The following is a 24,501-nucleotide window of genomic DNA, read 5'->3' as shown; positions in this document are numbered from 1 at the left end:
ACTATGTTTGGTTGGTTATCGCTATTTTTTCAACCTAGGCTTATGGTTCAATTTCGTAAGCAATTGCGTTTTTATACGCAAGATAAATCACCTTCTTATATCAGTCAGTTGATCCTTTCTGTGTGGTTTGTTGTCTGTTTTTGTTTTTTCAAATCAAAGATAGCAGGGATTGAGAGTTGGAAGTTACCTCATTATTGGTACCCACAAATTGATTTCTCACGCTTTAAGTTTTTTGACCCTTTCAGAATGTTGATCCAAACATTATGGATCCTCTTTATTGTGCAACCAAGAAGGCTCACTGAGGGGTTTTCTCTTCGCCAAATTATCAACATAGTGTGGAAGCAAATTGGTCGCTTATTTTATTTTCCATTAAAAGGATTAACTTCAATTGTTGTATGGTTAGAAGGGTGTTCAAGTCATTACGCAATTGATTCGAAACAAAAGAACAAGAAAGCGTCTTCATTACCGAGTCGCTTTCTCAATATAGCTATTGGTACTGTTGTTTTTCTCCTCGCGGTACTATGTTTTACCATTCCATTTAGTTTAACAGCTCAAGCGTTCTTTATTGTGGCATTATGGTCACTGGGTATGATGTTCAGACGTATGCCTGGACGGTTCCCAACCATTTTATTAATCACTTTATCTGTAACAGTGTCTTGTCGTTATATTTGGTGGCGCTACACTTCTTCTTTAAATTGGGATGATCCTCTTGCTCTGTTTCTTGGCTGTGTTTTGCTAATGGCTGAAACCTATGCGTGGATCGTACTTATATTAGGGTATTTTCAAAATATCTGGCCGTTAAATAGACAACCCGTTTCTTTACCTGATGATCAATCAACGTGGCCTACGATTGATATGATGATCCCTACCTATAATGAAGACTTAGATGTTGTAAGAGCGACGGTGTATTCTGCGTTAGGCATTGATTGGCCAAAAGAAAAGTTGAATATTTATATCTTAGATGATGGTAAAAGAGATTCATTTAAAGAGTTTGCAGAAGAGATTGGCGTGGGGTATATCCGTCGTCCAACTAATGAACATGCAAAAGCCGGTAATATTAACTACGCTTTAAAACAGACGTCCAGTGAATACGTTGCCATTTTTGATTGCGACCATATTCCGACCCGTGCTTTTTTCCAAATGACAATGGGGTGGTTTTTAAATGATGAAAAGTTGGGATTAATTCAAACCCCACACCACTTTTTCTCACCTGATCCATTTGAAAGAAACTTATCTAATTTTGGGGATGTTCCGAATGAAGGCAGCTTATTTTATGGCTTAATTCAAGATGGTAATGACTTATGGGATGCTTCTTTTTTCTGTGGTTCATGTGCTGTTTTACGTCGTGAACCGTTAGAAGAGGTGGGTGGAATAGCCGTTGAGACAGTAACAGAAGATGCTCATACCTCATTGCGAATGCATCGTTTAGGTTATCGCTCAGCGTATTTAAGAAAGCCATTGTCAGCAGGTTTAGCTACAGAGACGCTGTCTGCTCATATTGGGCAACGTATTCGTTGGGCGCGAGGCATGGCACAAATATTTCGTGTTGATAATCCATTATTAGGTAAAGGGCTAAAGTGGCAACAACGCTTGTGTTATGCCAATGCCATGTTGCACTTTTTATCAGGTATTCCACGCATTATCTTTTTGCTAGCACCATTAGTTTTCTTACTTATGCATACGTATATTATTTATGCACCTGCATTAGCGATTATTTTATATGTATTGCCGCATATGGTGCATGCCAGCATCACTAACTCTCGTATGCAGGGAGAATATCGTTATTCATTTTGGGGAGAAGTGTATGAAACGGTATTGTCTTGGTATATCGCAAGGCCTACAACCGTTGCTTTATTTGCACCTCATAAAGGAACGTTTAATGTCACAGCAAAAGGCGGCTTGATTGAAGATACGCATTACGATTGGACGATCTCTAAACCCTATTGGTTATTGGTGATTTTAAATGTTTTGGGCATTGGCTTTGGTCTGTATCGCTTAGGTTGGGGCCCTGATGACGAACTTGGTAGTGTGGTTGTTAACTTACTTTGGGTTTTTTATAACCTTCTTATTCTTGGTGGTGCGGTTGCCGTTGCCGAAGAATCAAAGCAAGTGAGAAAAGATCACCGAGTGGTTGTTAATATTCCAATGTCGATTCATTTGCCATCAGGGCACAAAATACGATGCGATATTAAAGATTTTTCATTAGGTGGGTTGAGAGTTGAACTACCAACCTCGGTTGAGCTGTTTTATGGACACTCTTTAAACATTATTTTGCAGCGCGGTGAACATCACTTTGTCTTCCCTGCAAAAGTGACTTATAGCCGAGGAAAAGCGTTAGGTTTACAACTTGAGCCACTGACGAAACAACAAAATATTGATTACGTGCAATGTACGTTTGCCCGTGCTGACGTATGGACAAAATGGCAAAACAGTTATCAGAGCGACAAGCCTTTAATGAGCATGCTTAGCGTATTTAAGATCGGTGCAAGAGGCTACAGAAACACAATCACTTATAGCCCTAAATGGGTCAAAATGATTGCGCAATTTATAACAATAATAAGTGAGTTTGTGCTCACGTTTAAACCTATAAAAGTTAACCTTCAGAGTGCGAAGTTATGTGGATGAAAACTAAAATAAATGCCATAGCGGTGGCGATAGGCTTGATCAGTTTTACGGCGAGTGCGGTAACGCCGCTTATGGCTAATGAAAGTAATAACTCAACACAAGTGATCAGTGGAGAAATGGTCACTTCGCGCGTGTCTCCTATTGTAACTAAAAAGACATTCAGTTTTAGTGACCTTGGTTATGGCCATTCGATTCAATTACAAGGCAGTGAAAGTACGGCTTATGTTGGCTTTGGCTCTCGTTTAGATGAAGTGGTTTCACAAGCATCACTGCATTTTGAGTTAATTCCATCACCAGCATTACTCTCTTTGGTTTCCCATATTAAAGTGTACTTCAATAATGAGCTTGCGGGTGTTGTTGCGATTGATAATGGGATGCAGGGTAAGTCTTCTTCTGTAGATTTGAATTTAGACCCTCGTTTATTTACCGATTATAACCAACTTAAATTTGAGTTAGTCGGAAATGCTTCAATGTCATGCAGTAATCCAAATGACAGCAGTATTTGGGCAGAAATTAGTTCAAAGAGTACTATCTCTTTATCAACTCAAAAAACAAAAATAAATAACGATTTAAGTTTATTACCCGCGCCATTTTTTGATTCAAGAGATATGGGCGATTTAACGCTACCTATGGTGTTTGGTGACAAACTTGATATCAATGAAATCAAAGCCGCAGGCATAGCATCATCATACTTTGGTTCACTATCTGAATGGCGAGGTTCAGATTTTCCAATGATTGATAATGCATTACCAACTCGTAATGCAATTGTTTTTATTACTAATGACAACAAGCCTGATTTTTTAAGGAACTTTCCGGATGTTGATGGTCCTAGAATTCAAATGATTTCTCATCCAACGGATCCTTATGTCAAATTATTGCTTGTTATTGGCCGTGATACTAAAGATTTAGTGACTGCAGCCAAAGGTCTCGCCCTAGGAAAAAATTTATTTACCGGACCATCAGCAAAAATCAACAAGGCAGAGCAACTTGTACCACGTAAACCTTATGATGCTCCTAACTGGATAGATACAGATAGAGCCGTAGCGCTCTCTGATTTACTGACAGAAGGCGCGTCATTGCAGGTAGAGGGGCAGACTCCTCCGCCTATTTCAGTACACTTCCGTTTACCGCCAGATTTATTTACTTGGCAAAGTCGTGGTATTCCATTTGATTTGAATTATCGTTACACCCCGCCATTGATGGATAACTCTGGTTCTCGCATGAGTTTAAGCGTGAACAATCAATTCGTAAAAGCGTTTAACTTAAATACATCAGGTGAGTCAACTAACAATACGCGCTTACGCTTACCTCTGTTAGATGATGACTTATTAGGCGCTGGTGACGTAGTTCGTATCCCTGCTTTTCAAGTCGGCAGCAAGAATGAAGTGAAGTTTGAGTTTGGTTTTGCATCATCTGTGGGTGGGAAAGACCAGTGCCAAACCATGCAACCAAGTAAAAATTATGCGGTGATTGGTGAGGACTCTACCATTGATTTCTCTGGTTTTTCACATTATATCGAAATGCCAAATATGCGTGCGTTTGCTAACTCAGGCTACCCATTTACAAGAATGGCAGACTTGTCAGATACCGTTGTTGTTGTTCCTCAAAAGCCATCAAATGAAGAAATTCAAACGTTTGTGAATATGATGGGCGTATTTGGTTCAAACTCAGGCTACCCAGTCCTAAACGTTACGGTTACCGATAATTGGAACAAAGAAACATTAGAAAATAAAGACATCCTAACGATTGGAGTCATGCCTGAATTAGCCTCTGTTGATAAAAAAGACATTGAGAATATTCAATTAATCTCCTCTGAGCGTGTACTTAATTTACCAAGTAAAAATGAATCGCAACGAGGGAAAAATTGGGTAGACCCAGCGAGCGATAATCAACAAGTTGCCGATTCGATTAGTATTAATACCACCGGAAATTTTGCCGCAATTACCAGTGTTGAATCGCCTTATACAGCGCAGCGCACCATGGTGAGTTTACTTGCCCAAACACCAGAGTCGTTTGCATTGATTAATGAAGCATTAAACGACAGTGGCAAAATATCATCTATGTTTGGTTCAGTAATTACTTTGCGTGATGATGAAGTCGCCAGCTTTAATGTAGGAGAGCATTATTATGTGGGTGAACTGCCTATATCACAATTGATTTGGTATCACTTTTCTAAATACCCATTATTGATCGCTTTCTTTGCTACTTTATTGGTCGTGATGGTTACCATTATTTTATATCGAGTACTTCGTCACATTGCACAACGTCGTTTAAATACAGAAGAGGATGAACTATGAAAACGCGACTGACATTATTGAGTGTTTTTATTGGTTCATTACTAACAACACCGACGATCACAGCACAAGAGGTGAGTCTTTCACCTCGTGTTAAATCGCAAGTGGTAATGACAAAAGAAAATCAATGCCAATGGGCACTTTGGAATAGCTTTAAGCAAAACTACATTAAGAATGGAAGAGTGATTGATACTAGCGATCCTCGCTTAATTACAACGTCAGAAGGGCAGTCGTATGGGTTGTTTTTTGCACTAATAGCGAATGACCAAGCAACGTTTAGTTCGTTACTTAATTGGACTGAAAAAAACTTAGCAGGCGGAGATCTTACGGCTCAACTCCCCGCGTGGTTGTGGGGAACAAGACCAAATGGCAGTAAAGGTGTGCTAGATACAAACTCTGCTTCAGATTCGGATTTGTGGATTGCATATAGCTTAATGGAGGCGGGTCGCTTATGGGATAACTTCTATTATCAATCTTTAGGCCATTTGCTTGCGAGCCGTATTTTGCGAGAAGAAACCGCGGTTGTATCAGGTCTTGGTACCGTCTTATTGCCTGGTAAGCAGGGGTTTATTCTGGGTGATAATCACGTTCGTTTAAATCCTAGTTATGTTCCATTGCAATTACTTACTCGCATGGATACGTTGTTTCCAAATTATCAATGGGCTGAGTTATATCAATCAAGCGTGCGATTGATTAAAGATACCATGCCTAAAGGATCGAGTCCTGATTGGGTTGAGTGGAAAAATGATCAATTCAAAAACGACAAAAAAACCAAAGCCATTGGTAGTTATAACGCAATTCGTACTTACTTATGGGCAGGAATGCTACCTAACAGTGATAAGAACAAAGCGGCTATTTTAAATAAAATGCATCCAGTCGTGCTTGAGTTAGAAAAAGGTAAAGGAATGCCTGAGATATTTAATACTCAAACGGGAAAAACAAAAAATATAGGCGGAGTCGGTATTAATGCCTCAATACTTCCGCTGTTAGATGCCGTTGATTCAACATCAATCGCAGATGAGTATGCTCAAGGTATTGAGGCATCTCTATCAACTATTGAGAAAGACCGTTATTACAACAGCGTACTAACCTTATTTGGGTTAGGTTGGCATAAAGGGGTTTATCAATTTGGTAATGATGGTCGTGTTATTCCTAGTTGGACTCATGTATGCCAATAGAACGCTTTGTTGCTAATAAAATAGCTCGTTTACTTCCTATTGCAGTGATAGGAGTATTTTGTTCATCATCGATTATGGCGGCGACGCCTAAATCAGAATTACAGATGATGAATCCTATTGTTTTTCAGAGTGATGTATCTAATGTTGATTCGACTAAACAGTTAGTGGAGCAGTTAAGATATGCACAATTACTTCATCGCCCCGATATTACTGAAACAACACTCAAACGTTTATTTGCGGTTGACCCTAATAATGCCGAAGGACTGAGTTTTCAAGCTCAGCATTTGGCGAAATTGGGGCAGGTTGATCAAGCGATGATGATTTTAAAAAAATTAGAAGCGACTCAACCTAATTCAGTAACCACCAAGCAGCTTAGAGATGCCTTATCTATTTATGGTGATAATAAAGCGGCCTATCAGAAAATCATTTTATTGTCCCGTTCTGGTCGCAATAAAGAAGCGCTACAAGCATTAAATGCGTTATTTCCTAATGGTATGCCGACGCCCGAATTACAATTGACCTACTTGGATATAGAGTCAGGCGTTAAAGGGCATGAAAGAAAGGTGTTGATTGGACTTAAAAAGCTCAATGCAGAATATCCCGGAGTACCTGATTTTCAGCTTGCTTATGCAGAGCATATCTCAAAAGGTGATCCATCAAACCCTATTGCCATGAAGCTGTTACAGCGTCTTTCTTTAGAGTCGTCAGTGTCAGGCAGTGCGGCGTCATTATGGATCTCTCGTTTAAATGACAGTTACATAACAAAAGAGGTTGTTCAGCAATACGCGATACTTTCCAGTTATTACCCTTCAAATGTAACCTACAGAAAAGCATTACTTGATGCGAATAAGCGCTTTGAAAAAGAAACAGAGTTGAGAAAAGATCCTAAATACCTAGCTAAGTTAACCGGATTAAAAGAACTTGAATCAGGGCATATTCTAAATGCTCGACAACAATTATTGGCAGCATTAGAAGCTCGACCTAATGATCCTGAGATTTTAGGCGGGTTAGGTATGGTTTATCTACGACTAGGCCAACAAGAAGTGGCTTTATCTTATTTTAAAAAAGCAAAAAAATACGATAAAGATCTTCGAAATGTCGATAGATGGAATGGTTATATCAACTCTTCAAGTTATTGGGCTTACCTTGAACGCGGTGAGAAAATGATGCAAAGAGGGAATTTTGATGGTGCAAATCGAAAGTACCATCAAGCAATAAAATATGAGCCAGATGACCCATATGCATATAATTATCTTGCTGAATTAGCTTTAGCTCAAAAGGATGAAAAGCAAGCTTTAGATTATTACACTACCGCGTTAAGCAAAAATCGGTTAGATGAAACGGCATTACGAGGTTGGTTTAATTTGCAGATCTCTTTTTATGGGGGCGAGAAAGCGTTAGAGAAAGGTCGTAAATTATCTTCACGTCAACAGCGTATTTTAGCAGAACGATTCCATGAAGTTGAAATCTCTTTATTAATGACCGAGCTTACTGTCGCGATTAATAAAGGGGATATTGAACACGCTAAAACGATCTTGGATAAGCTTGTTATAGATCCTCCAGTCTCTCCTTGGCAGCGTAGTGAGGTAGCCGATTCTTTACGATTAACCGGGCAAACTCAACGTGCTGATAAATTGATGTCGGCTTGGTCAAAAAATGGAACGCCGGAGATGTCATTTGCGTATGCTTTGTATTTGGCTCGCTACGGTCAAACGGTTGAAGCTATTGCCCAATTGACGGCAGTAGCTGAAAGTGATCGTAGTGAAGCAATGAACTCAAACTTAAATCGCTTAGAACAAAATCAAATGTTTAGTGCATTATTTATTCTTGCTAAAAATGATCCAGAAGCTGCAAAGAAAGAGATTAGACGATTAGAAATCGAATATAATTCAGACCCTGATGCAATGTTATCGTTAATTGATGTTCAGTTTCAGCTTGGGTTTACAAAACAAGCAATTATTAAACTACAGAGCATTAAACCGACAGATAAATGGAACATGGAAACGCAGTTACGTTATGGCGGATTATTGTATACATTTGAAGAAAATGAAAAATTTAAAGAATGGAAAAATCATTTAGAAAGTAACAGTGAATATACTGTTATTTCGTTTGATCAAAAGATCCGTCGCGATTTACTTTTTGCAGAATATGCATTTCGAAATGAAGAGTATGCAGACGCTAAAATATACTATTCATCGGCAAGTCAACTCAATACAGAATATCAGTATGGTGCTTTACTTGGGCTACTTAAAACTCAACAAGCACTTGGTGAAGACGATGATGCACAAAAATTAGCACTGTATTTATATTCAGAAAAACAAGCGTTAAGTAGCCGTCAGAGTATGGAATTAGCTCTAATTTTGATGGCGTATGGTTATCAATCAGAAGCTATTACTTTAGTTGAAATGCTGAAACAAAAGCAAGACAGTGATGCCATTGATTTTCGTGATGGAATGGCGGTTGCGATGGAAGGTAAAGAGTGGAACCTTGCGACAAGCATGGCACATTATGCATTAATAGAAGATGCAATTAACCCTCAAAACGATGCCACTATCGCTGAATTTACTGATGACGATGCATTGGACCTTGAACTTAAACCAAGCGAGGATCCAAAAGAAGAAAATTTGCGTGAGTTATACAATAATGCGGATGACAACTGGCTTACTCGAAATGTGAAATCTGATTTAGATAGTATTCAGGCTCGTGATCAAGGCTACGTCTCTTTTGGGATAGATTACAGTGCAAGGGACGGTGCGAATAAATCAGTACAAGTGCCGATTGAAGCTATTATTCCAATGCCAGAGTACGATGGGCATTTACAACTCCGTGCTGATATCGTACATCTTAATTCTGGTGATATTGATTATTATGATTCTTCGGAGGTCATGAATGAACAGCACACTGGATCTGCTTTTGGCATTGGTTGGCTTGCAGATTCGTGGAGTGCGGATATAGGCACTACGCCATTGGGATTCGATCAACAAAATATTGTTGGTGGTTTGAACCTTTCTGGAGATTTAGGTGATGTGGGCTGGAAAGCAACGTTATCTCGACGTGCAGAAACCAGCAGTACTCTTTCTTATGCCGGTATGACAGTGCCTAATGGGGTAAAAGAACATCAAGGTGAAGAATGGGGGGGAGTGATGAAAACTGGTGTTAATCTCGGTGGCAGTTATGACCTTGGCGGATCTGTCGGTTATTGGGCAAGTGCGCAGTTCCACACAATGACAGGAACGGGCGTAGAAGATAATACTCGCTTAGGCTTACTTGGTGGTACGTATTGGAAAATTTTCAATGAAGAGAATCGACGTTTAAGTCTTGGTTTAAACTTAATGTATCTAAACTATGATAAGAACCTGAGTGAATATGCTTATGGGAATGGAGGTTATTACAGCCCACAACAATATTTCTCAGTTTCTATCCCTGTGAATTATTATGAGCGCTTAAATGATGGATTTTCTTATTTAGTCAGTGGTTCAGTGTCTAACTCTTGGACGAAAGAAGATAGACCTTATATTGATGGCTCTCCTAATGGTTCAAGTAGCAAAGGTGGTGGCTTTGGGTTCTCTTTAGAAGCAGCAGCAGAGCAACGCATTAGTAAACGCTGGTATTTAGGTGCAGCGGTTGATATTCAACGGTCTGATTTCTATGAACCAAACCACTTACTCTTTTATGCGAAATATACGTTTACCGACCGTTGGCAACCGGTATCAATGCCTGTTGACCCATTAACTTTGTATGGTGATTTTGATTAGAACTGGTTAATCTCATCATAAGAACCACATACTTAAAAAGCCGATGAATTAATATGTCATCGGCTTTTCATTTTTTTGTAAAAGTTGTGAGTTAGATTAAACTCACTTCCACATCACTTTGAACTTGGCTTGAACATGCCAGCGTATACCCTTGGGCAATATCTTCTTCGCTCAGGGTTTCAGTACTGGTTCGGCTTACTTCGCCTTTCTCTACTTTACATTTACATGAGCCACACATTCCGCTACGACAAGCGATAATAATAGGAACACCACTTTCTTCTAAAACGTCAGCAAGGGTTACGCCTTTATCAATCTCTTTTGATACACCAAAAGCAGGGACTTCAAATTGTACAACGCCAGTCTTTCCTGCCGTTTCTGTTACTTCGGCTTCAATCGGGGTAAAGCTTTCTTGGAAGAAGTGCGCCATATCTAAACCAAGGTTTTCTACATTGGCTTTCATATCTTGCATAAATAAGTTAGGACCACATAAATAAACAGTGCGCTCTGTTAAGTCGGGGCACAGGGTGTTTAGCCATTCTTGATCTAGACGCCCTTGCGGGTAACTCGTCTCTGCATTATCTTTTAATAACAGCTTTAAATGAAAGTTGGCGTGAGTTTCATGCAACAATTCTAATTCTTCAAAAAAGATGGTCTGTTCTTTGTTTTTTGCCATATGGATAAAGGTAATATCGATCTCAATATTTTGAGCTATCCAAGTTTTCGCCATCGACATAACCGGGGTAATGCCACAGCCAGCACTTAATAACGCGACTTTTTTTCTTGGCTTGCAATCGATTGAGTTGAATGGACCTGTCGGGGCTAAAACAGCAACCTCGTCCCCTTCACTTAGTTGATCAATTAGGTAGTTTGATATTTTGCCACCTTCAACACGTTTAATGGTTAATTGTAGAAAATCTTGATTTGGCATTGAGCTGATAGAGTAGGCGCGGTATTCCATCTTTCCTTTAATTTCAATACCGACACTAATAAATTGACCCGGTTTAAAATCAAAGCTTTCTTGGTTTTGGCTTATTAGTTGTAAGCTAATGGTATCAGTGGTCTCAAACCATTTCTTATCACAACGAAGTTGAACTGGGGTTGTTGGCCAAATAAATTGTGTCATGTTTGTTCTCTATTACTTAGAAGTTATTGGTCAAATGATATTTCGTTTTATAGCGAAAAATGCCCCAGATAAACTGAGGCATAGATTAAGACTAATAAACGTTGATTACGCAGCTAAGATCGTTTTTAGATCTTCTTTAACTGTCGTGATACTACGCATATCAAACTTATCTTGAATGATAGCAAGCAGGTTATCAGTTAAGAACGCAGGCGCTGTCGGGCCTGTATAAATGCCTTTAACACCAAGAGCGAATAGAGTTAACAGGATAACAATTGCTTTTTGCTCAAACCAAGAAAGTACCAGCGTTAATGGAAGTTCGTTAATGCCACAATCAAACTCTTTTGCTAGTGCAAGTGCGAGTTGAATAGCTGAGTAAGCATCGTTACATTGACCAACATCCAATAAACGCGGGATACCATTAATATCGCCAAATTGGTTTTTGTTGAAACGGTATTTACCACATGCAAGCGTTAAGATGACAGAATCTTCAGGTGCTTGAGCTGTGAAATCTGTGTAGTAGCTGCGTTCTGATTTGTCACCATCACAACCACCAACAAGGAAGAAATGGCTGATGTTACCTTCTTTCACTTGCTCAACAACGGCAGGCGCCGCAGCCATTAATGCGTTACGACCAAATCCAACCGTGATCATTTGTTCGATTTCGTTATGTTTAAAACCTTCTTGCGCTAGTGCACAATCCACAACTGCTGTGAAATCATCACCTTCTAAATGAGCAACACCAGGCCAGCCTACGATGCTACGAGTAAATAGACGGTCTGCGTATTGACCTACATTTGGGTTTAATAGACAGTTTGATGTCATTACGATAGCACCAGGGAAGTTAGCAAATTCTTTTTGTTGATTCTGCCATGCGCTGCCGTAGTTACCTACAAGGTGAGGGTATTTTTTAAGCTCAGGGTAAGAGTGAGCAGGAAGCATTTCACCGTTAGTATAAACGTTGATGCCTTTGCCTTCCGTTTGTTGAAGGATTTTTTCTAAGTCATGTAAATCGTGGCCAGAAACCAGAATACATTTACCTTCGATAGTTTTTACGTTTACTTGTGAAGGCTCTGGATGACCAAATGTTTTTGTTTCACCTGTATCTAACATTTCCATGATACGGTAGTTCATTAGACCAATCTTCATTGAACAATCTAATAACTCACTAAGATCGGTAGGGTCAGTACCTAACCACGCCATGATCTCATGATATTCAGCAAATACAGCATCGTCAGTTTGACCAAGAACTCGAGCGTGCTCCATGTAAGCGGCTGCGCCTTTTAAGCCGTAAAGACAAAGTAAACGTAGGCCAATAACATCTTCATGTTGGGATTCGTGACCACGGTTAACCGCAGCTTGTGGTGCTAATGCGATAAGCTCTTCTGCATTGGTTGGTAAATCAAATAAGGCGGCAGGAGATAGCTCAGATAATTCGGTATTGCTAAGAAGAGCCGCGGCGCGAACTTGTTCTTCTAACAGTTTTTTGTACGCGTGTGCTTGCAATGCGAATTCGATAACACGCTCAGGGTCGAAGTTAACGTTAGTTAGTGTTGCGAAGAAGGCCTTTGGGGCCCATTGATCGATCTCATCAATCACAACGTTTACTTTACGGCCTTGCTCTGCCCAGAAAGAAACACCTTGTAATGCGTAAACTAAAATATCTTGTAAGTCAGATACTTCAGCTGTTTTACCACACATACCTTGTGCAAAAGAACAGCCTTTCGTTGTTGGTGTTTGAATTGTTTGTTCACATTGGATACAGAACATAGTTGGAACTCCAGTCATTGAATACATATTGTTCAAATCACGTCAGTTCAGTGCGTTCTACCCTTGTGGAATAGATTGCTGAACTCATCTCGATTTGAATCGACATTGATGAGTTCCTTACTGCACAGGGTGTGCCAATTTTAACTTGTTGATTTTATTGGCTTTACTTTGGGTTGAAAAGCAGTTTGATGTATTTATTACATCGAGTTTGTTGTAATAAACACATCGGTGGGTTCGATTTTATGAATTAGTGATCCCTAATTTTTTACCCATTCGATACAGATTACCTCTGTCCATTTGTAAAAATTCGGCGGCTTTTGACCAAGTTCCGTTCGATTCAGCTAAAGCGTGCTCAATTAACTGTTTTTGATAGCTTTCTACCAACTCACGCATTGGTTTGCTTTCTTTGGGTAGCAAGGTTGTTGTCGTTTTTACATCGTCAGAGTGTTCAACATCTCCTAAAAAGTGAGCTAGAGTAATGCTCGTATCGTTTTCTTGTATTGCACGAAGCCCTGCTCGCATTAATGTATGTTCAAGTTCTCGTACATTACCTAACCACGGACTATTCTCTAAATGAGTTAATGTACGTGGATGAATATGAAGGTTAGGCACGTTAAATTGGGTACGAACTTTATCTAATAAATAGCCCGCTAAAACAGAAATATCCCCGTCACGATCACGCAATGGAGGCACATTTATAGGGAATACATTTAAACGATGAAATAAGTCAGCTCTAAAGCGTCCTGCTTCTACTTCTTGCTCTAAATTTCGGTTAGTTGCGGCGATGATACGCACATTCACCATTACGTTTTTATCGGAGCCAACACGCTGAACTTCACCTTGTTGAATAACACGTAATAATTTGGCTTGAATTAATAAAGGTAATTCACCGATTTCATCTAAGAAGATCGTACCGTTATCCGCTAATTCAAACTTGCCCGCTCGATGGTTATTTGCACCAGTAAACGCGCCTTTGACATGGCCAAATAATTCACTTTCTGCGAGAGACTCTGGTAATGCTGCACAGTTTACATAAATCATTGCTTGGTCACTCCGAGAAGATTGCTCATGGACTGAGTGCGCAACTAATTCCTTACCCGAACCCGTTTCACCACTGATTAGTACTGCATAATTAGAATGTGCCACCATCTTGATATTATTACGTAATCGTTCAATTTGAGGACTAATCCCAATCAATTCACCTTTTTGATTTCGGGCTTGTTGGATTAAGGCTTGGTTTATCGATTTCTGTTGTTGGTTACTGTTTTTTAGTGTCTCAATTAAAGCTTTATTATGTAAGGTTGCTGCCGCTAATGCTGCGAAAGTTTCAATGGTTATGTTATCTATCTTTTTAAAGGCACCAACCTCTAATGCATCTAGGGTTAGTAAACCCACTAAAGTATCTTCGACATATAAACTACACCCTAAGCAGTCATGTACTTCAATATTGACATGTTCATCAACCAATAATAAGCCATCAAAGGGGTCTGGTAAGTCTGAGTTTGATTCGAATCGAACAGGGTGTTTACTCTCTAGAATTGCTTGTAATCTCGGATGTATTTTTGGTGGAAAGCTACGGCCTAACACAGCGGCAGATAAGCCTTGAACAGCAACGGGTTTTAAGATCCCATCATGGTCTAATACAAACAATGCACTGGCATCACAGGGAAATACTTGATGAATAGAAGAGATCAAACGTTGGTAATGTAAATCACTTGATAAATTAGAACTAAGATCCAATGCGATTTGAAGTAAGACTTTTTCGATAGAAGGTTTCATTGCATACACCGATAGAAAGCAGAGAGACTAGGGTATCAGTTGATGTTAAAAATACATCATCAATAGCTTAATCCAGATCAACAAAAGGCGAATCAATAAATAAAATGATCTTACAACAGAGCTGGATAGTCCGTTTGTTTAACTCTTTGTAGGTAAAGTATCTACTTTTTCTTTTTATGGTTTGATGTTCTGTAATTTTTAAGGCAGAATCTTGGTGTTTTTTTATCCATATTGAGTTTGCCTGTCATGAAATTATTGAGTAACCGAAAATTACTAAGAGTGCTGCAATATCTCCCTATTGCGATCATTCTTATATTTACCGTAGTGCTGAACTTTTTTATTGTGAAAGACAACAAAGTCAAAGTAAATATTTTGGTGGAGTCGGTACGAACAGATGTTATTGGCACTCAAAAGCAAAAAATAAAGTCGAATATTGATCAGTTATATCAACAAATAAATCATGAAAAGATGCTGGTAGAGCAGATTGCCAGAGAAAAACTTCGCTTTCGTGTTGATACGGCAATTAGCATCGCCAATGGATTGTTGCTTGAAAACCAAGATAAGCCGATAGCAGAAGTGAAACAGCTTATTATTGATGCATTACGTCCTATTCGCTTTGATGGCGGGCGTGGATACTTTTACATTTCGACGTTGGATGGGATGAATGTGATGCATCCGATTAGTCCTGAGTTAGAAAATACCTCAATACTTAATCGCATGGACTCTCGTGGTAATTATTATATCCAGCACAAAAAAGAAGAATTAAATAATAAAGGAGAGGCGTTTAACCATTATTGGTATATCAAACCAGGCAATGGAGGCGAGGAGTTCGCTAAGGTCAGCTTTGATCGAAAGTTAGGCGCATTTAATTGGTATATTGGTTCTGGTGAATATGTTTTGGATATTGAAGAAGGGGTTCAGCAGCAAGTATTAGGAATGCTCTCTAGTATTAACATGGATGATGATGGCTACATCTTTGTGTTTGATTTAGAAGGTGATGCAAAGCTAATTAATCAAAAAGTAATTACAGACCATTCTATCGACGTTTATAAAGTGAATGATGAGCTTGGTAAGTTATTATTTAATGCGACTGAGAAAAAAGGCTTTCTACTCTATAATAACAAATTAGTTGAAGGGGCGAATTTACTCGGGCCTAAAATCAGTTATTTCCGAGTTATTGATGGCTGGGATTGGGTCATTGGGACTGGTTTTCATACCAACCGTGTCTCAGCGTTCATTAAAGAAAAAGAAAAAATGTTAGTGACGCAAGGGAATGAAGATCTACTGAAACTCCTAGGATTAACCTTGCCTTTTAGTCTCATTTTAACGTTTTTAACCGTGATCGTTGGTCGTCGTGTATACCGACATTTTGTGACGTTAGAAGGTCAGGTTATAGATGATTTTGAGCGATTAAAATTAAGCAGAAATGAAATGCAGTACATGGCGAAATACGATCAATTAACCGATTTGCCTAATCGTATGCAGCTTACTGAAAATATAGAAAAATTGATTGCGTTATCAAAATTACAGAATAAGAAAGCCGCGATTGTTTTTGTTGATTTAGATGATTTTAAACACATTAATGATCAATACGGACATGCTGCTGGAGATCAATTATTAAAGCAAATCGGTCAACGATTTGAAAGTATTCTTGGTAATCATGATTGTGTTTCTCGATTTGGTGGAGATGAATTCATATTCTGCTTTTCTATGCTAGACAACCTTGAAGGGGCAAAATGTAAAGTTAGACAAATTCAAACCTTATTCATGACTCCTTTTTTATTGGGTGGTGCCGCTGTTGCTACAAAATGTTCTATTGGGGTATCAATCTACCCTGATCATGGAACTAACTCCGAAGAACTGATATCAAAAGCAGATATTGTTTTATATAAATCAAAAGAGGAACAAAAGGGCGATGTAATGTTTTATAACGCAGATATTAATCAGCAGGTTCAATATAATACATTACTTGAAAACCAACTTAATCAAGCAGTAAAAAGAAATGAAATCAGTGTGGTTTACCAGCCACAAATCAATACCGAAACACAAGAAATAGAGTCGGTTGAAGCCCTATGTCGCTGGCATAATCCCGAATTAGGCATCGTGTCTCCTCTTGAGTTTATTCCTGTTGCTGAGCGTATTGGTGTTATTCACGATATAGGTGATTATGTATTCCATTTAGCATGTAGAGATACACTGGCATTAATGTCTAATGGGGAAAATGCGATAGGGGTTTCTATTAATATCTCACCTAAGCAATTAGCTCGCCTCGATTTTGAACAACGAGTGATGACAATTGTGCAAGAATCAGGAATTGATATCGACAGGGTGACATTGGAGATCACTGAGAATATTTTTATTGATGATCTTGCGACGGTTTCTCCTGTATTACAAAGACTCAGGGCACAAGGGTTTGGTATTTCTCTAGATGATTTCGGTACGGGATATTCGTCACTAAATTACTTAAATAACTTGCCTATTAGTGAAATTAAAATAGATCGTTCTTTTGTTGATAAGCTATTAAACAATAAGCAAAGTGATACTTTGGTGAAAGCGATCATTGCGATCGGGTCCTCATGCCAAATGAAGGTTGTAGCAGAGGGGGTTGAAACCCTAGCGCAGCATGAGAAATTAAAAGAATACCACTGCGATTTACTGCAAGGGTATTACTTTGATAAGCCTTTGAACATTGATGATTTAATTAAGCGTTATGCAGATAAACAAATATTGGTGAGTTAATAAGTGAAAGTAAAATGGAGGGTTAGGGTTGAATGATTCAAACATTAACACTCCATTTATATATTTTTAAAGGGCTACCATTTAAGCGATTGAGCTTGCCTTTTCTTTTCCTTTCATTCTTAAAGCAACATTAACTAAAGCGATTAAAACAGGTACTTCGATCAGAGGCCCAATAACACCGGCAAAAGCTTGGTCAGAGTTCAAACCAAATACCGCGATAGAAACCGCAATCGCTAGTTCAAAGTTATTTCCCGTTGCTGTAAAAGCGATAGAGGCGTTCTTGTCATAAGGAATCCCCATTTTCTTGCCGATAAAGAAACTAGTGAAGAACATTAAGACAAAATAAATAGCCAGTGGAATAGCAATGCGAACCACGTCCATTGGAAGCTCAAGGATCATCTCTCCTTTTAAGCTAAACATAAGTACAATCGTACCTAGCAGCGCAATCAAGGTGATTGGTGAGATCTTAGGGATGAAAACCGTGTTATACCACTCTTCGCCTTTTTTAGAGACCAAGATTTTACGGCTTAAAAATCCAGCTAAGAATGGGATACCAAGGTAAATCAGAACACTTTCAGCAATATCCATCATAGAGATATCAACCACCATGCTTTCATAACCAAATACCGGTGGTAGCACACTAATGAATAACCACGCCATAAAGCTGTACGTTACGATTTGAAACGCAGAGTTAATCGCAACTAAAGCGGCACCATATTCTTTATTTCCTCCACCAATATCATTCCAAACTAATACCATGGCAATACAGCGGGCTAAACCGATTAAGATAATTCCAACCATGTAACCTGGGTGATCACCTAAAAAGGTCAAGGCCAGAATAAACATAAGAATTGGGCCGACAATCCAGTTCATAATTAGAGAAAGGGTAATGGCTTGTTTGTCTTTTACGACCGTGCCAAGTAAGTTGTAATTCACTTTTGCTAATGGTGGATACATCATTAAGATCAGACCAATAGCCAAAGAAATATTGGTTGTACCGACCGACATGGATTCATTCCATTGTGCCACTTGAGGGAGCTGAACCCCAAGTAATACACCAATAGCCATAGCGATAAAAATCCATAGTGTTAAATATCTATCTAGAAATCCTAGTTTAGGTTGCATAATCTCGCCTTAGTTTAGGTTGTAAATTCATTAATCGTAAATCGTCGAAATTCGATTGAAATAATTAAGAATTATCACGAAGCTTCTTTATTACAAAGTTTAAAGTGACCAGTTCATTTAACAGTTAGGTCATTAAGCATTCGTGACAGTGTATCGCTAATAATCGCGTTAGTATTAATCTAAAATACGTTGCGTCAGATTTTCAAATTGACGAATGCACTCTCGGTTTATGCGATAGCACATTTTGGGTGGTATTGACTCGGCAGTGATAAATCCTGCTTGTTTCAAAATACGTAAATGCTCAGAAACGGTTGATTGTGCCAAGCCTAATTCAGAGACTAGATCGCTGTTTAGGCAGCCACCTGCTTTTTCTAGAGCAGATAGAATATGTAAAATTCGCACACGTGCAGGATGTGAAAGGGCTTTTGCTAATAGTGCAAATTCTTTCTCTTTTTGAAGATCTTGCGCTGTAGAGCGAAAAGTTGAAGTATCATTAACATTACAAGTCATCGTTATTATCTTACCTTTTTTACTGCTCTGAAAGTTAATCGTCGAATTGCGATTAACTATAGGCGGAGATAAGAAAGAGATCAAGCCCTGAATTTGACTTATGGAAAATAAACAATAAGTAAAAGCAGCAAAAAAGAGTGAAGCGCATCAAAAAACCAAATCAATAGACAATAAACATTCACAAGTTTTCTACTTAGTGACCGATATAATTTATAGGCGGTTAATTATTCATCAAAGGAAAGAGCAATGATAAGTGGTGTTTCTTCATATCAAAATGCAATGACATACAGTAAAGCTGTGCCTTCTACTGTCATGACTGCTAACCCAAGTGTGAAGGTATCTTCAATGGGAAATACGATATCGGTAAGTGATAACCAAGTCAGCTTATCAAGTGAAGGAAAGGCCTTATTGTATGCGCTTCAAGATATAGAAAAAGAAAGCCAACTAAACCGTGATTTAAACAAAGACATGGGGGACGACGTTGAGTCTTTTGCTCATGGTGCTTTAGGGATGGATCATCCAGATAAAATCGAAGAAGAAAATGACTCTTCTTATTCCGCTGGGCAATACTTGTCAGCAGCATTAACTGTAGGTGGGGTGTTATTGGCTCTGGTTTGATAATCTATTCTCGTTATTGTGTATTCTTACCTAAACTTAGGTTATCGTTAAGAAAATATACAATAGGTATGATTATGTTGGCTCGATTAGGAATAGCAATACAGGCGATATTAGCAATCTCAATTTTTTATTTGGGGTACACTATTTACTCGTTTACTAACTCAGTAAATACCATTGTTGATAGGTATCCTGAATTAATGACTGAGGTAAATAAAACGGCTGATAAATTGGAAATTGATCAATGGCTATTATTGGCTCAGCACATTGAAGATCTCACTCCTCAAATTTTAACCTTAGTCAGTGAAGTGAAAGATACGGTAAAGGATGTAAATCAGACCGTTGCTTCTGTTGATAATAAAATTCCACTTATTCTTGATGAAGTTAAGTCCATTCGTACAGAATCATTACCTGAAGTGATCACAGTCATGAATGCGGTTAATAAAGAAACTGTGCCTAATACTTTGGTTGAATTGAAGAATTATCGTCAACAAGTTTTCCCTAAAGCTTTTGTTGAAAGTAAAGGGTACCGAGTAACAACCATTCCTGCTGTGATTAAAGAGTCAGAGAGATTGCGAAAAGAAGTGCCACCAATCATGGCAAAAGCCGATCAAATTATCGATAAGACAGAAGATCTTTCTCAGCAAGCGACTCAAGGAGCCGTAAAAGGGGTAATAATGTCGCCGTTTAATTTATTGAGAGAAGCGGGAACAGAGATTCAATCTAAAGTTCAGCAGTAGTATTACCTTAAATAAAAACGCCGTAGAGTATTATCTACGGCGTTTTTTAGTTTTTATCAAAAGAGACTACAGCTTACCAACGGTAGCCCAGATTGCAGATAGGGTGTCTTGACCAAAGGCGATGCTTCGCTCTGGAGACCAACCATACAGCTCATCAGCGTGGCTAATGTGATCTTTAAATGGCATCTCAACAGTATAAGACAGACATTTAAATTGCTCACCAACCCAGTTAGAACCAACGGTTAAGTTTGCCGTACCTGGTTCATCTTTGTCGTAGCCAATCTCGTCTTGAAATTCAGGAGTAATCGTTAGTAGCGCTTGTTTAAAGGTGTTCTCTAAAGCAGCAATACGCTCATTGTAAGAGGGAATACCTTCACCACCGGCAACGAAGTTGTATGGAATAGCCTCATCGCCGTGAATGTCTAAGAACATATCAACGCCGGTTGCTAGCATACGCTCACGAACAAGGAATACTTCAGGGGATCTTTCCATTGATGGTGTTTGCCATTCACGGTTTAAGTTCACGCCAATCGCATTGGTACGTAAGTGACCACGGATACTGCCATCAGGGTTCATGTTAGGGACAATATGGAAAACAGCGGTATCAAGTAGGGCACGGCCAACCGTGTCGGTTTCATCTAATAGGCGTAATAATAAGCCTTCAATGAACCATTCCGCCATTGTCTCCCCCGGATGCTGACGACCTGTGATCCAGATATTTTTTTTACCTTCGGCTGGCTCACCAATCGTTAGAATACTGATGTCATTGTTATCTAATGTCACACCAAGCGTTTCTAACTGGCAGCTGTGGTGCGTTTGTGCACCGTGAAGTAGATCTTGGTGACGGTCGTACGAGTAAGGTGCAAAGTACGCGAAATACATTGAACGGTACTCTGGTATTACATTAAAGCTAAGCGTATCGCCATCAAATTCAGTTGGAATACGGAACCACTCTTCACGGTCATAAGAAGCAACCACATCGTAATCTTGCCAACCTTCAGGATAAGCAGATTTAGCCAACCCTAAAATTTTAAATGAATGCTGCTGTTGAGGTTGGCTTTCTAAACGAAAGTGAAACCATTGAGCGATCTCAGTTTGGTTATCTGCAGGAATAGTTAACTGAATATCATCAGGCGTATTCGCTGCAACGACATGGATGTTACCACTTTCAAAATTACTGAATATTTTCATTTATATACCACTTAAATTATAAATTTTATGATGATTATCGTTATCGCTTTACAGAATTAGCTTAACGCTTCATTCAATACTTTCGTTAGACGACCAACGGCTTCAACTAACTCTTCTGGGTTTGCATTAGTAAAGTTTAAACGCAGTGCAGAGGGGGCGCCTTCTGGTTTTGGATAAAATACAGGGCTTGGTACTACAGCAACACCGTTAGCAATTAACGTTTTAGCCAGAGCGAAAGTGTCGCAATCAGGTAGAGATAACCAAATGAACATGCCGCCATCAACAGGGTTTAGCACGCAAGTTTCAGGTAATTGTTTTTTCAGTTCTGCGAATAACACATCATAACGCGTTTTGTATAACGCTTGAATTTGTTCCATGTGCAGACAAAAGTCAGCGTGCTTTAATAAGCCAACCAATAGAGCTTGCATTGGTACACTTGAGTGTAAATCAGCACCTTGTTTTACTTTAATCAGAGGCTCTAAATAGCTTTTCTTGCCCGTTACTGCACCGATACGTAAACCCGGAGAGGCAATTTTTGAGAATGAACGCAGTACAATAGAATCGTCAGGACAAAAAGTGGAAACCATTGGCAGCGCTTCGCCGGTAAAGCGTAGTTCACGATATGGCGCATCTTCAATGAAAGCGACTTTGTATTTAATGCACAACTCAGCCACTTTTTTTCGTGTTTCTAATGACCAGCATACGCCCGTTGGGTTATGGAAATCAGGCACGGCATAGAACATTTTTGGTGAATCTTGAATAAAGCATTGCTCTAACTCTTCAAGATTAGGACCAAAATCTGTTTGAGATACGGTTGCGATATTGGCTTGAACTAAACCAAAAACTTGCATAGCACCAAGGTAGCTCGGTGCTTCCATAACCACGGTATCATTTGGGTTAATGTAAGCTCGTGCAATCAGATCTAACCCTTGTTGAGAGCCGGTACAGATCATTGGCATGTGGGTTTCTGGTAATTGGTACATTTCTGTCAGTAGCTCTAACAGAGGGCCGTAACCTGCGGTTGCACCGTATTGAAAGACTTCTGGCATATCAGACAGGCTTTCTAATGTTGGCTTCATTAAATCAATTGGGAACGTTTTCTCATCAGGTAATCCACCTGCGAGAGAGATAACATTCTTGTCCGTTGCTGCCGCTAAGATCTCTCTGATATAAGAAGATTGGATCTGTTGCAGTGAGTGAGCTATTTCCATATGTGTTCCCATCATTATCTTATTTATTTTATCCTTTGATAGTACAAGGCGTTGCACAACTATGTTTGTCCGTTTATGCTTATAAATATGTCCATTTATGCTATTTTGAGTTTATGAGCCAACAACACATATCAAGAATCAATGATGTTCTGTTTTATATACATAAAGACATCAGCAAAGAACTTACGGCAAAAGAGCTTTCTGAGGTGGCGGCGTATTCAGAGCAGCATTTTCATCGTATTTTTAAACAAGTGGTGGGAGAGTCGATTCATCAGTATATTCGTCGAACTCGTATGGAGTATGCTGCGAATCAGCTTATGTTTGATACTAAGTCGACCGTTTTAGATATTGCCAATACCTGCGGCTTTAGTTCGCTCTCTTCTTTTAGTCGTGCATTTAAGGCGACTTTTGATATGTCTCCGGGTGAATGGCGAAAGCACGATTTACAGATATCTGATAAACCGTATTTGAAAGACCCTGAAGTTGCGGCAGGGTATTTAAGTGTGGCTGATAGAGTGTTGCCTCAACCAAAAATTACAGAGGTACCAGAGCTGTTGGCGGCTTATGTGAGGCATGATGGCTATAACCGCTCGATTCGAAATGCGTGGTTGGTATTAAAAGCGTGGGCAAATACCGAGAATCGAGATTTCTCTACTCAATTTGGCTTACACCATTCAAATCCTGCATGGGTTGAGCTTAATAAGTGTCGTTATGTAGCGTGTATTGCGATTGATAAACCATTGAAATACCGTGGTGTGGTAAATCAAATGGTGATCCCTGGTGGATTACATGCGGTGTTTCGGTTGCATGGTGTTTATGGGCAATTACTGCCACAAATCAGTACGGTATTAGAGAAATGGTTGCCGGCGTCAGGCTTTAAATTAAGATCGACACCGGCGTATGTGCGTTACCACAAAAATCATTTTTTAAATGAATCTGAAGAATTTGAATTGGATTTTTATTTGCCAATTAGCTTTTATTAGCAAGGTTCGGTTTATTTGTCTTTTTCATTTTTATGTTAGCAACCATGATAGAGATAATGACCAATATCAATGCGTACTTTTGACCGCTAGAAATAGGCTCATGATAAACCCATATAGCTAAAGCAAGATGCAACGTTGGCTCAATATATTGGAGTAAGCTTATCTTGCTTAATGGTGTTTTGAGAATGGAAATACTCAATAATAAAATAGGGATAAGTTGCAATGGTGCAGCTCCCATTAAGGTCGCCCAGTTAAGTGCAGAAAGGCCATCAGAGTGAGTCATGATGTACCACAAAGCGATAGGTGCAAAAAGAATGTGCTCAAAGAAAACAGCACCAAAGGTATTTAATTTAATCAGTTTTTTAATGGCAATATAGCTCGCAAATGAGAGTGAAATAGCCAAACTTAACACAGGCAATTGTTGGTCTAAATACACATAACTCACAATGGCTAATACCATCAGAAATAGGGCAATTTTTTGTGGTGATTTTAGCTCTTCTTTAAAAAAGACAAAGCCCATAAAAAACACAAAAACAGGCGTAATATAAAACGCTAATGATGCCGCCATGATGTTATTGGTGATGGTTGCGTATACAAATCCTAACCACGATAAATTCATCATGATCCCTGCCATAAACGCAATAGAGATATTTCTAGCCGTACATTGTTTTTTGTTTATTAAGTTGGGCTTAAAGCAAAAAACAGCAATTAGAATCACCGCCGACCAAAAGATACGATTAGATAAAATTAATGCAGGGCTGAAGCCTTCCAGTTGATGGAAGTAAACAGGAACTAATCCCCATATAATAAAAGCCAAAGCCCCAAAAAATGTATACATAACGAACCTTTTAATAATCTACATCAAC

16 protein-coding genes are annotated in these 24,501 nt (G+C 39.0%); 8 read left to right on the top strand and 8 right to left on the bottom strand.

The window, feature by feature from the left end:
- Positions 1-3: 3 nt before the first annotated feature.
- From bcsA to PVK63_RS04980, 4 genes are read left to right on the top strand one after another with little or no spacing between them, the layout of a single operon-like run.
- Positions 4-2,625 (top strand): UDP-forming cellulose synthase catalytic subunit, encoded by a 2,622-nt coding sequence (gene bcsA, locus PVK63_RS04995; RefSeq protein ID WP_274439930.1) that lies wholly within the window; start codon positions 4-6, stop codon positions 2,623-2,625.
- Entirely contained in the window at positions 2,622-4,922 is a 2,301-nt protein-coding gene (bcsB, locus tag PVK63_RS04990; protein ID WP_443111679.1) for a cellulose biosynthesis cyclic di-GMP-binding regulatory protein BcsB, read from the top strand. Before bcsA ends, bcsB begins: the two co-directional genes overlap by 4 nt.
- Positions 4,919-6,097 carry a cellulose synthase complex periplasmic endoglucanase BcsZ gene (gene bcsZ / locus PVK63_RS04985; RefSeq protein WP_274439928.1) on the top strand — a complete coding sequence of 393 codons (1,179 nt, stop codon included), beginning with the start codon at positions 4,919-4,921 and terminating at the stop codon, positions 6,095-6,097. The genes bcsB and bcsZ overlap by 4 nt, the downstream gene beginning before the upstream one ends.
- Entirely contained in the window at positions 6,088-9,852 is a 3,765-nt protein-coding gene (locus tag PVK63_RS04980) for a cellulose synthase subunit BcsC-related outer membrane protein (RefSeq protein WP_274439927.1), read from the top strand. The genes bcsZ and PVK63_RS04980 overlap by 10 nt, the downstream gene beginning before the upstream one ends.
- A 91-nt stretch (positions 9,853-9,943) precedes the next feature.
- On the opposite strand, the gene PVK63_RS04975 is transcribed toward PVK63_RS04980, so the two are convergent.
- From PVK63_RS04975 to norR, 3 genes are all read right to left on the bottom strand, one after another.
- On the bottom strand, positions 9,944-10,975 hold the full coding sequence (locus PVK63_RS04975; RefSeq protein ID WP_274439926.1) for a hybrid-cluster NAD(P)-dependent oxidoreductase: 1,032 nt from the start codon (positions 10,973-10,975) through the stop codon (positions 9,944-9,946).
- Between the two features lie 105 nt (positions 10,976-11,080).
- A complete protein-coding gene (hcp, locus tag PVK63_RS04970) occupies positions 11,081-12,742 on the bottom strand; it encodes a hydroxylamine reductase (protein ID WP_274439925.1) in 1,662 nt (553 codons plus the stop codon).
- A 240-nt stretch (positions 12,743-12,982) separates the two neighbouring features.
- Positions 12,983-14,521, bottom strand: coding sequence for a nitric oxide reductase transcriptional regulator NorR (gene norR / locus PVK63_RS04965; RefSeq protein WP_274439924.1), 1,539 nt, complete (start codon positions 14,519-14,521; stop codon positions 12,983-12,985).
- Positions 14,522-14,767: 246 nt separating this feature from the next.
- On the opposite strand from norR, the gene PVK63_RS04960 reads away from it, so the two are divergent.
- The gene (locus PVK63_RS04960) at positions 14,768-17,260 is read left to right on the top strand and encodes a bifunctional diguanylate cyclase/phosphodiesterase (protein ID WP_130086265.1); all 2,493 of its coding nucleotides are present in this window, start codon (positions 14,768-14,770) and stop codon (positions 17,258-17,260) included.
- Between the two features lie 81 nt (positions 17,261-17,341).
- Here the strand turns inward: PVK63_RS04960 and arsB are convergent, their stop codons facing one another.
- Positions 17,342-18,385: an ACR3 family arsenite efflux transporter gene (arsB, locus tag PVK63_RS04955; RefSeq protein WP_130086266.1), complete on the bottom strand. Its 1,044-nt coding sequence runs from the start codon at positions 18,383-18,385 to the stop codon at positions 17,342-17,344.
- A gap of 174 nt (positions 18,386-18,559) precedes the next feature.
- Complete coding sequence (locus PVK63_RS04950) at positions 18,560-18,901, bottom strand: ArsR/SmtB family transcription factor (RefSeq protein ID WP_130043774.1); 342 nt, start codon at positions 18,899-18,901, stop codon at positions 18,560-18,562.
- 306 nt (positions 18,902-19,207) lie between these two features.
- Here PVK63_RS04950 and PVK63_RS04945 point away from each other — a divergent pair, with 306 nt between their 5' ends.
- Both PVK63_RS04945 and PVK63_RS04940 read left to right on the top strand, forming a co-directional pair.
- Positions 19,208-19,513 carry a hypothetical protein gene (locus PVK63_RS04945; RefSeq protein WP_242504726.1) on the top strand — a complete coding sequence of 102 codons (306 nt, stop codon included), beginning with the start codon at positions 19,208-19,210 and terminating at the stop codon, positions 19,511-19,513.
- A 74-nt stretch (positions 19,514-19,587) separates the two neighbouring features.
- Positions 19,588-20,250 (top strand): hypothetical protein, encoded by a 663-nt coding sequence (locus PVK63_RS04940; protein WP_207215648.1) that lies wholly within the window; start codon positions 19,588-19,590, stop codon positions 20,248-20,250.
- A gap of 66 nt (positions 20,251-20,316) precedes the next feature.
- Here the strand turns inward: PVK63_RS04940 and PVK63_RS04935 are convergent, their stop codons facing one another.
- Positions 20,317-21,441 carry a M14 family metallopeptidase gene (locus PVK63_RS04935; RefSeq protein ID WP_130086267.1) on the bottom strand — a complete coding sequence of 375 codons (1,125 nt, stop codon included), beginning with the start codon at positions 21,439-21,441 and terminating at the stop codon, positions 20,317-20,319.
- A gap of 56 nt (positions 21,442-21,497) precedes the next feature.
- Positions 21,498-22,652 (bottom strand): aminotransferase-like domain-containing protein, encoded by a 1,155-nt coding sequence (locus PVK63_RS04930; RefSeq protein WP_274439923.1) that lies wholly within the window; start codon positions 22,650-22,652, stop codon positions 21,498-21,500.
- Between the two features lie 113 nt (positions 22,653-22,765).
- Between PVK63_RS04930 and PVK63_RS04925 the strand changes: the two genes are divergently transcribed.
- A complete protein-coding gene (locus PVK63_RS04925) occupies positions 22,766-23,635 on the top strand; it encodes an AraC family transcriptional regulator (protein ID WP_130086268.1) in 870 nt (289 codons plus the stop codon).
- Here the strand turns inward: PVK63_RS04925 and PVK63_RS04920 are convergent.
- Positions 23,622-24,473, bottom strand: coding sequence for an EamA family transporter (locus tag PVK63_RS04920; protein WP_130086269.1), 852 nt, complete (start codon positions 24,471-24,473; stop codon positions 23,622-23,624). The genes PVK63_RS04925 and PVK63_RS04920 overlap by 14 nt on opposite strands.
- Between the last annotated feature and the right edge of the window lie 28 nt (positions 24,474-24,501).

The sequence above is a fragment of the Aliivibrio sp. S2TY2 genome, assembly GCF_028765525.1.
In the GTDB taxonomy this organism is placed as follows: Bacteria; Pseudomonadota; Gammaproteobacteria; order Enterobacterales; family Vibrionaceae; genus Aliivibrio; species Aliivibrio finisterrensis_A.
Note: the sequence above shows the minus strand (reverse complement) of the source record. Positions and strands in the feature narration are given on the sequence as shown.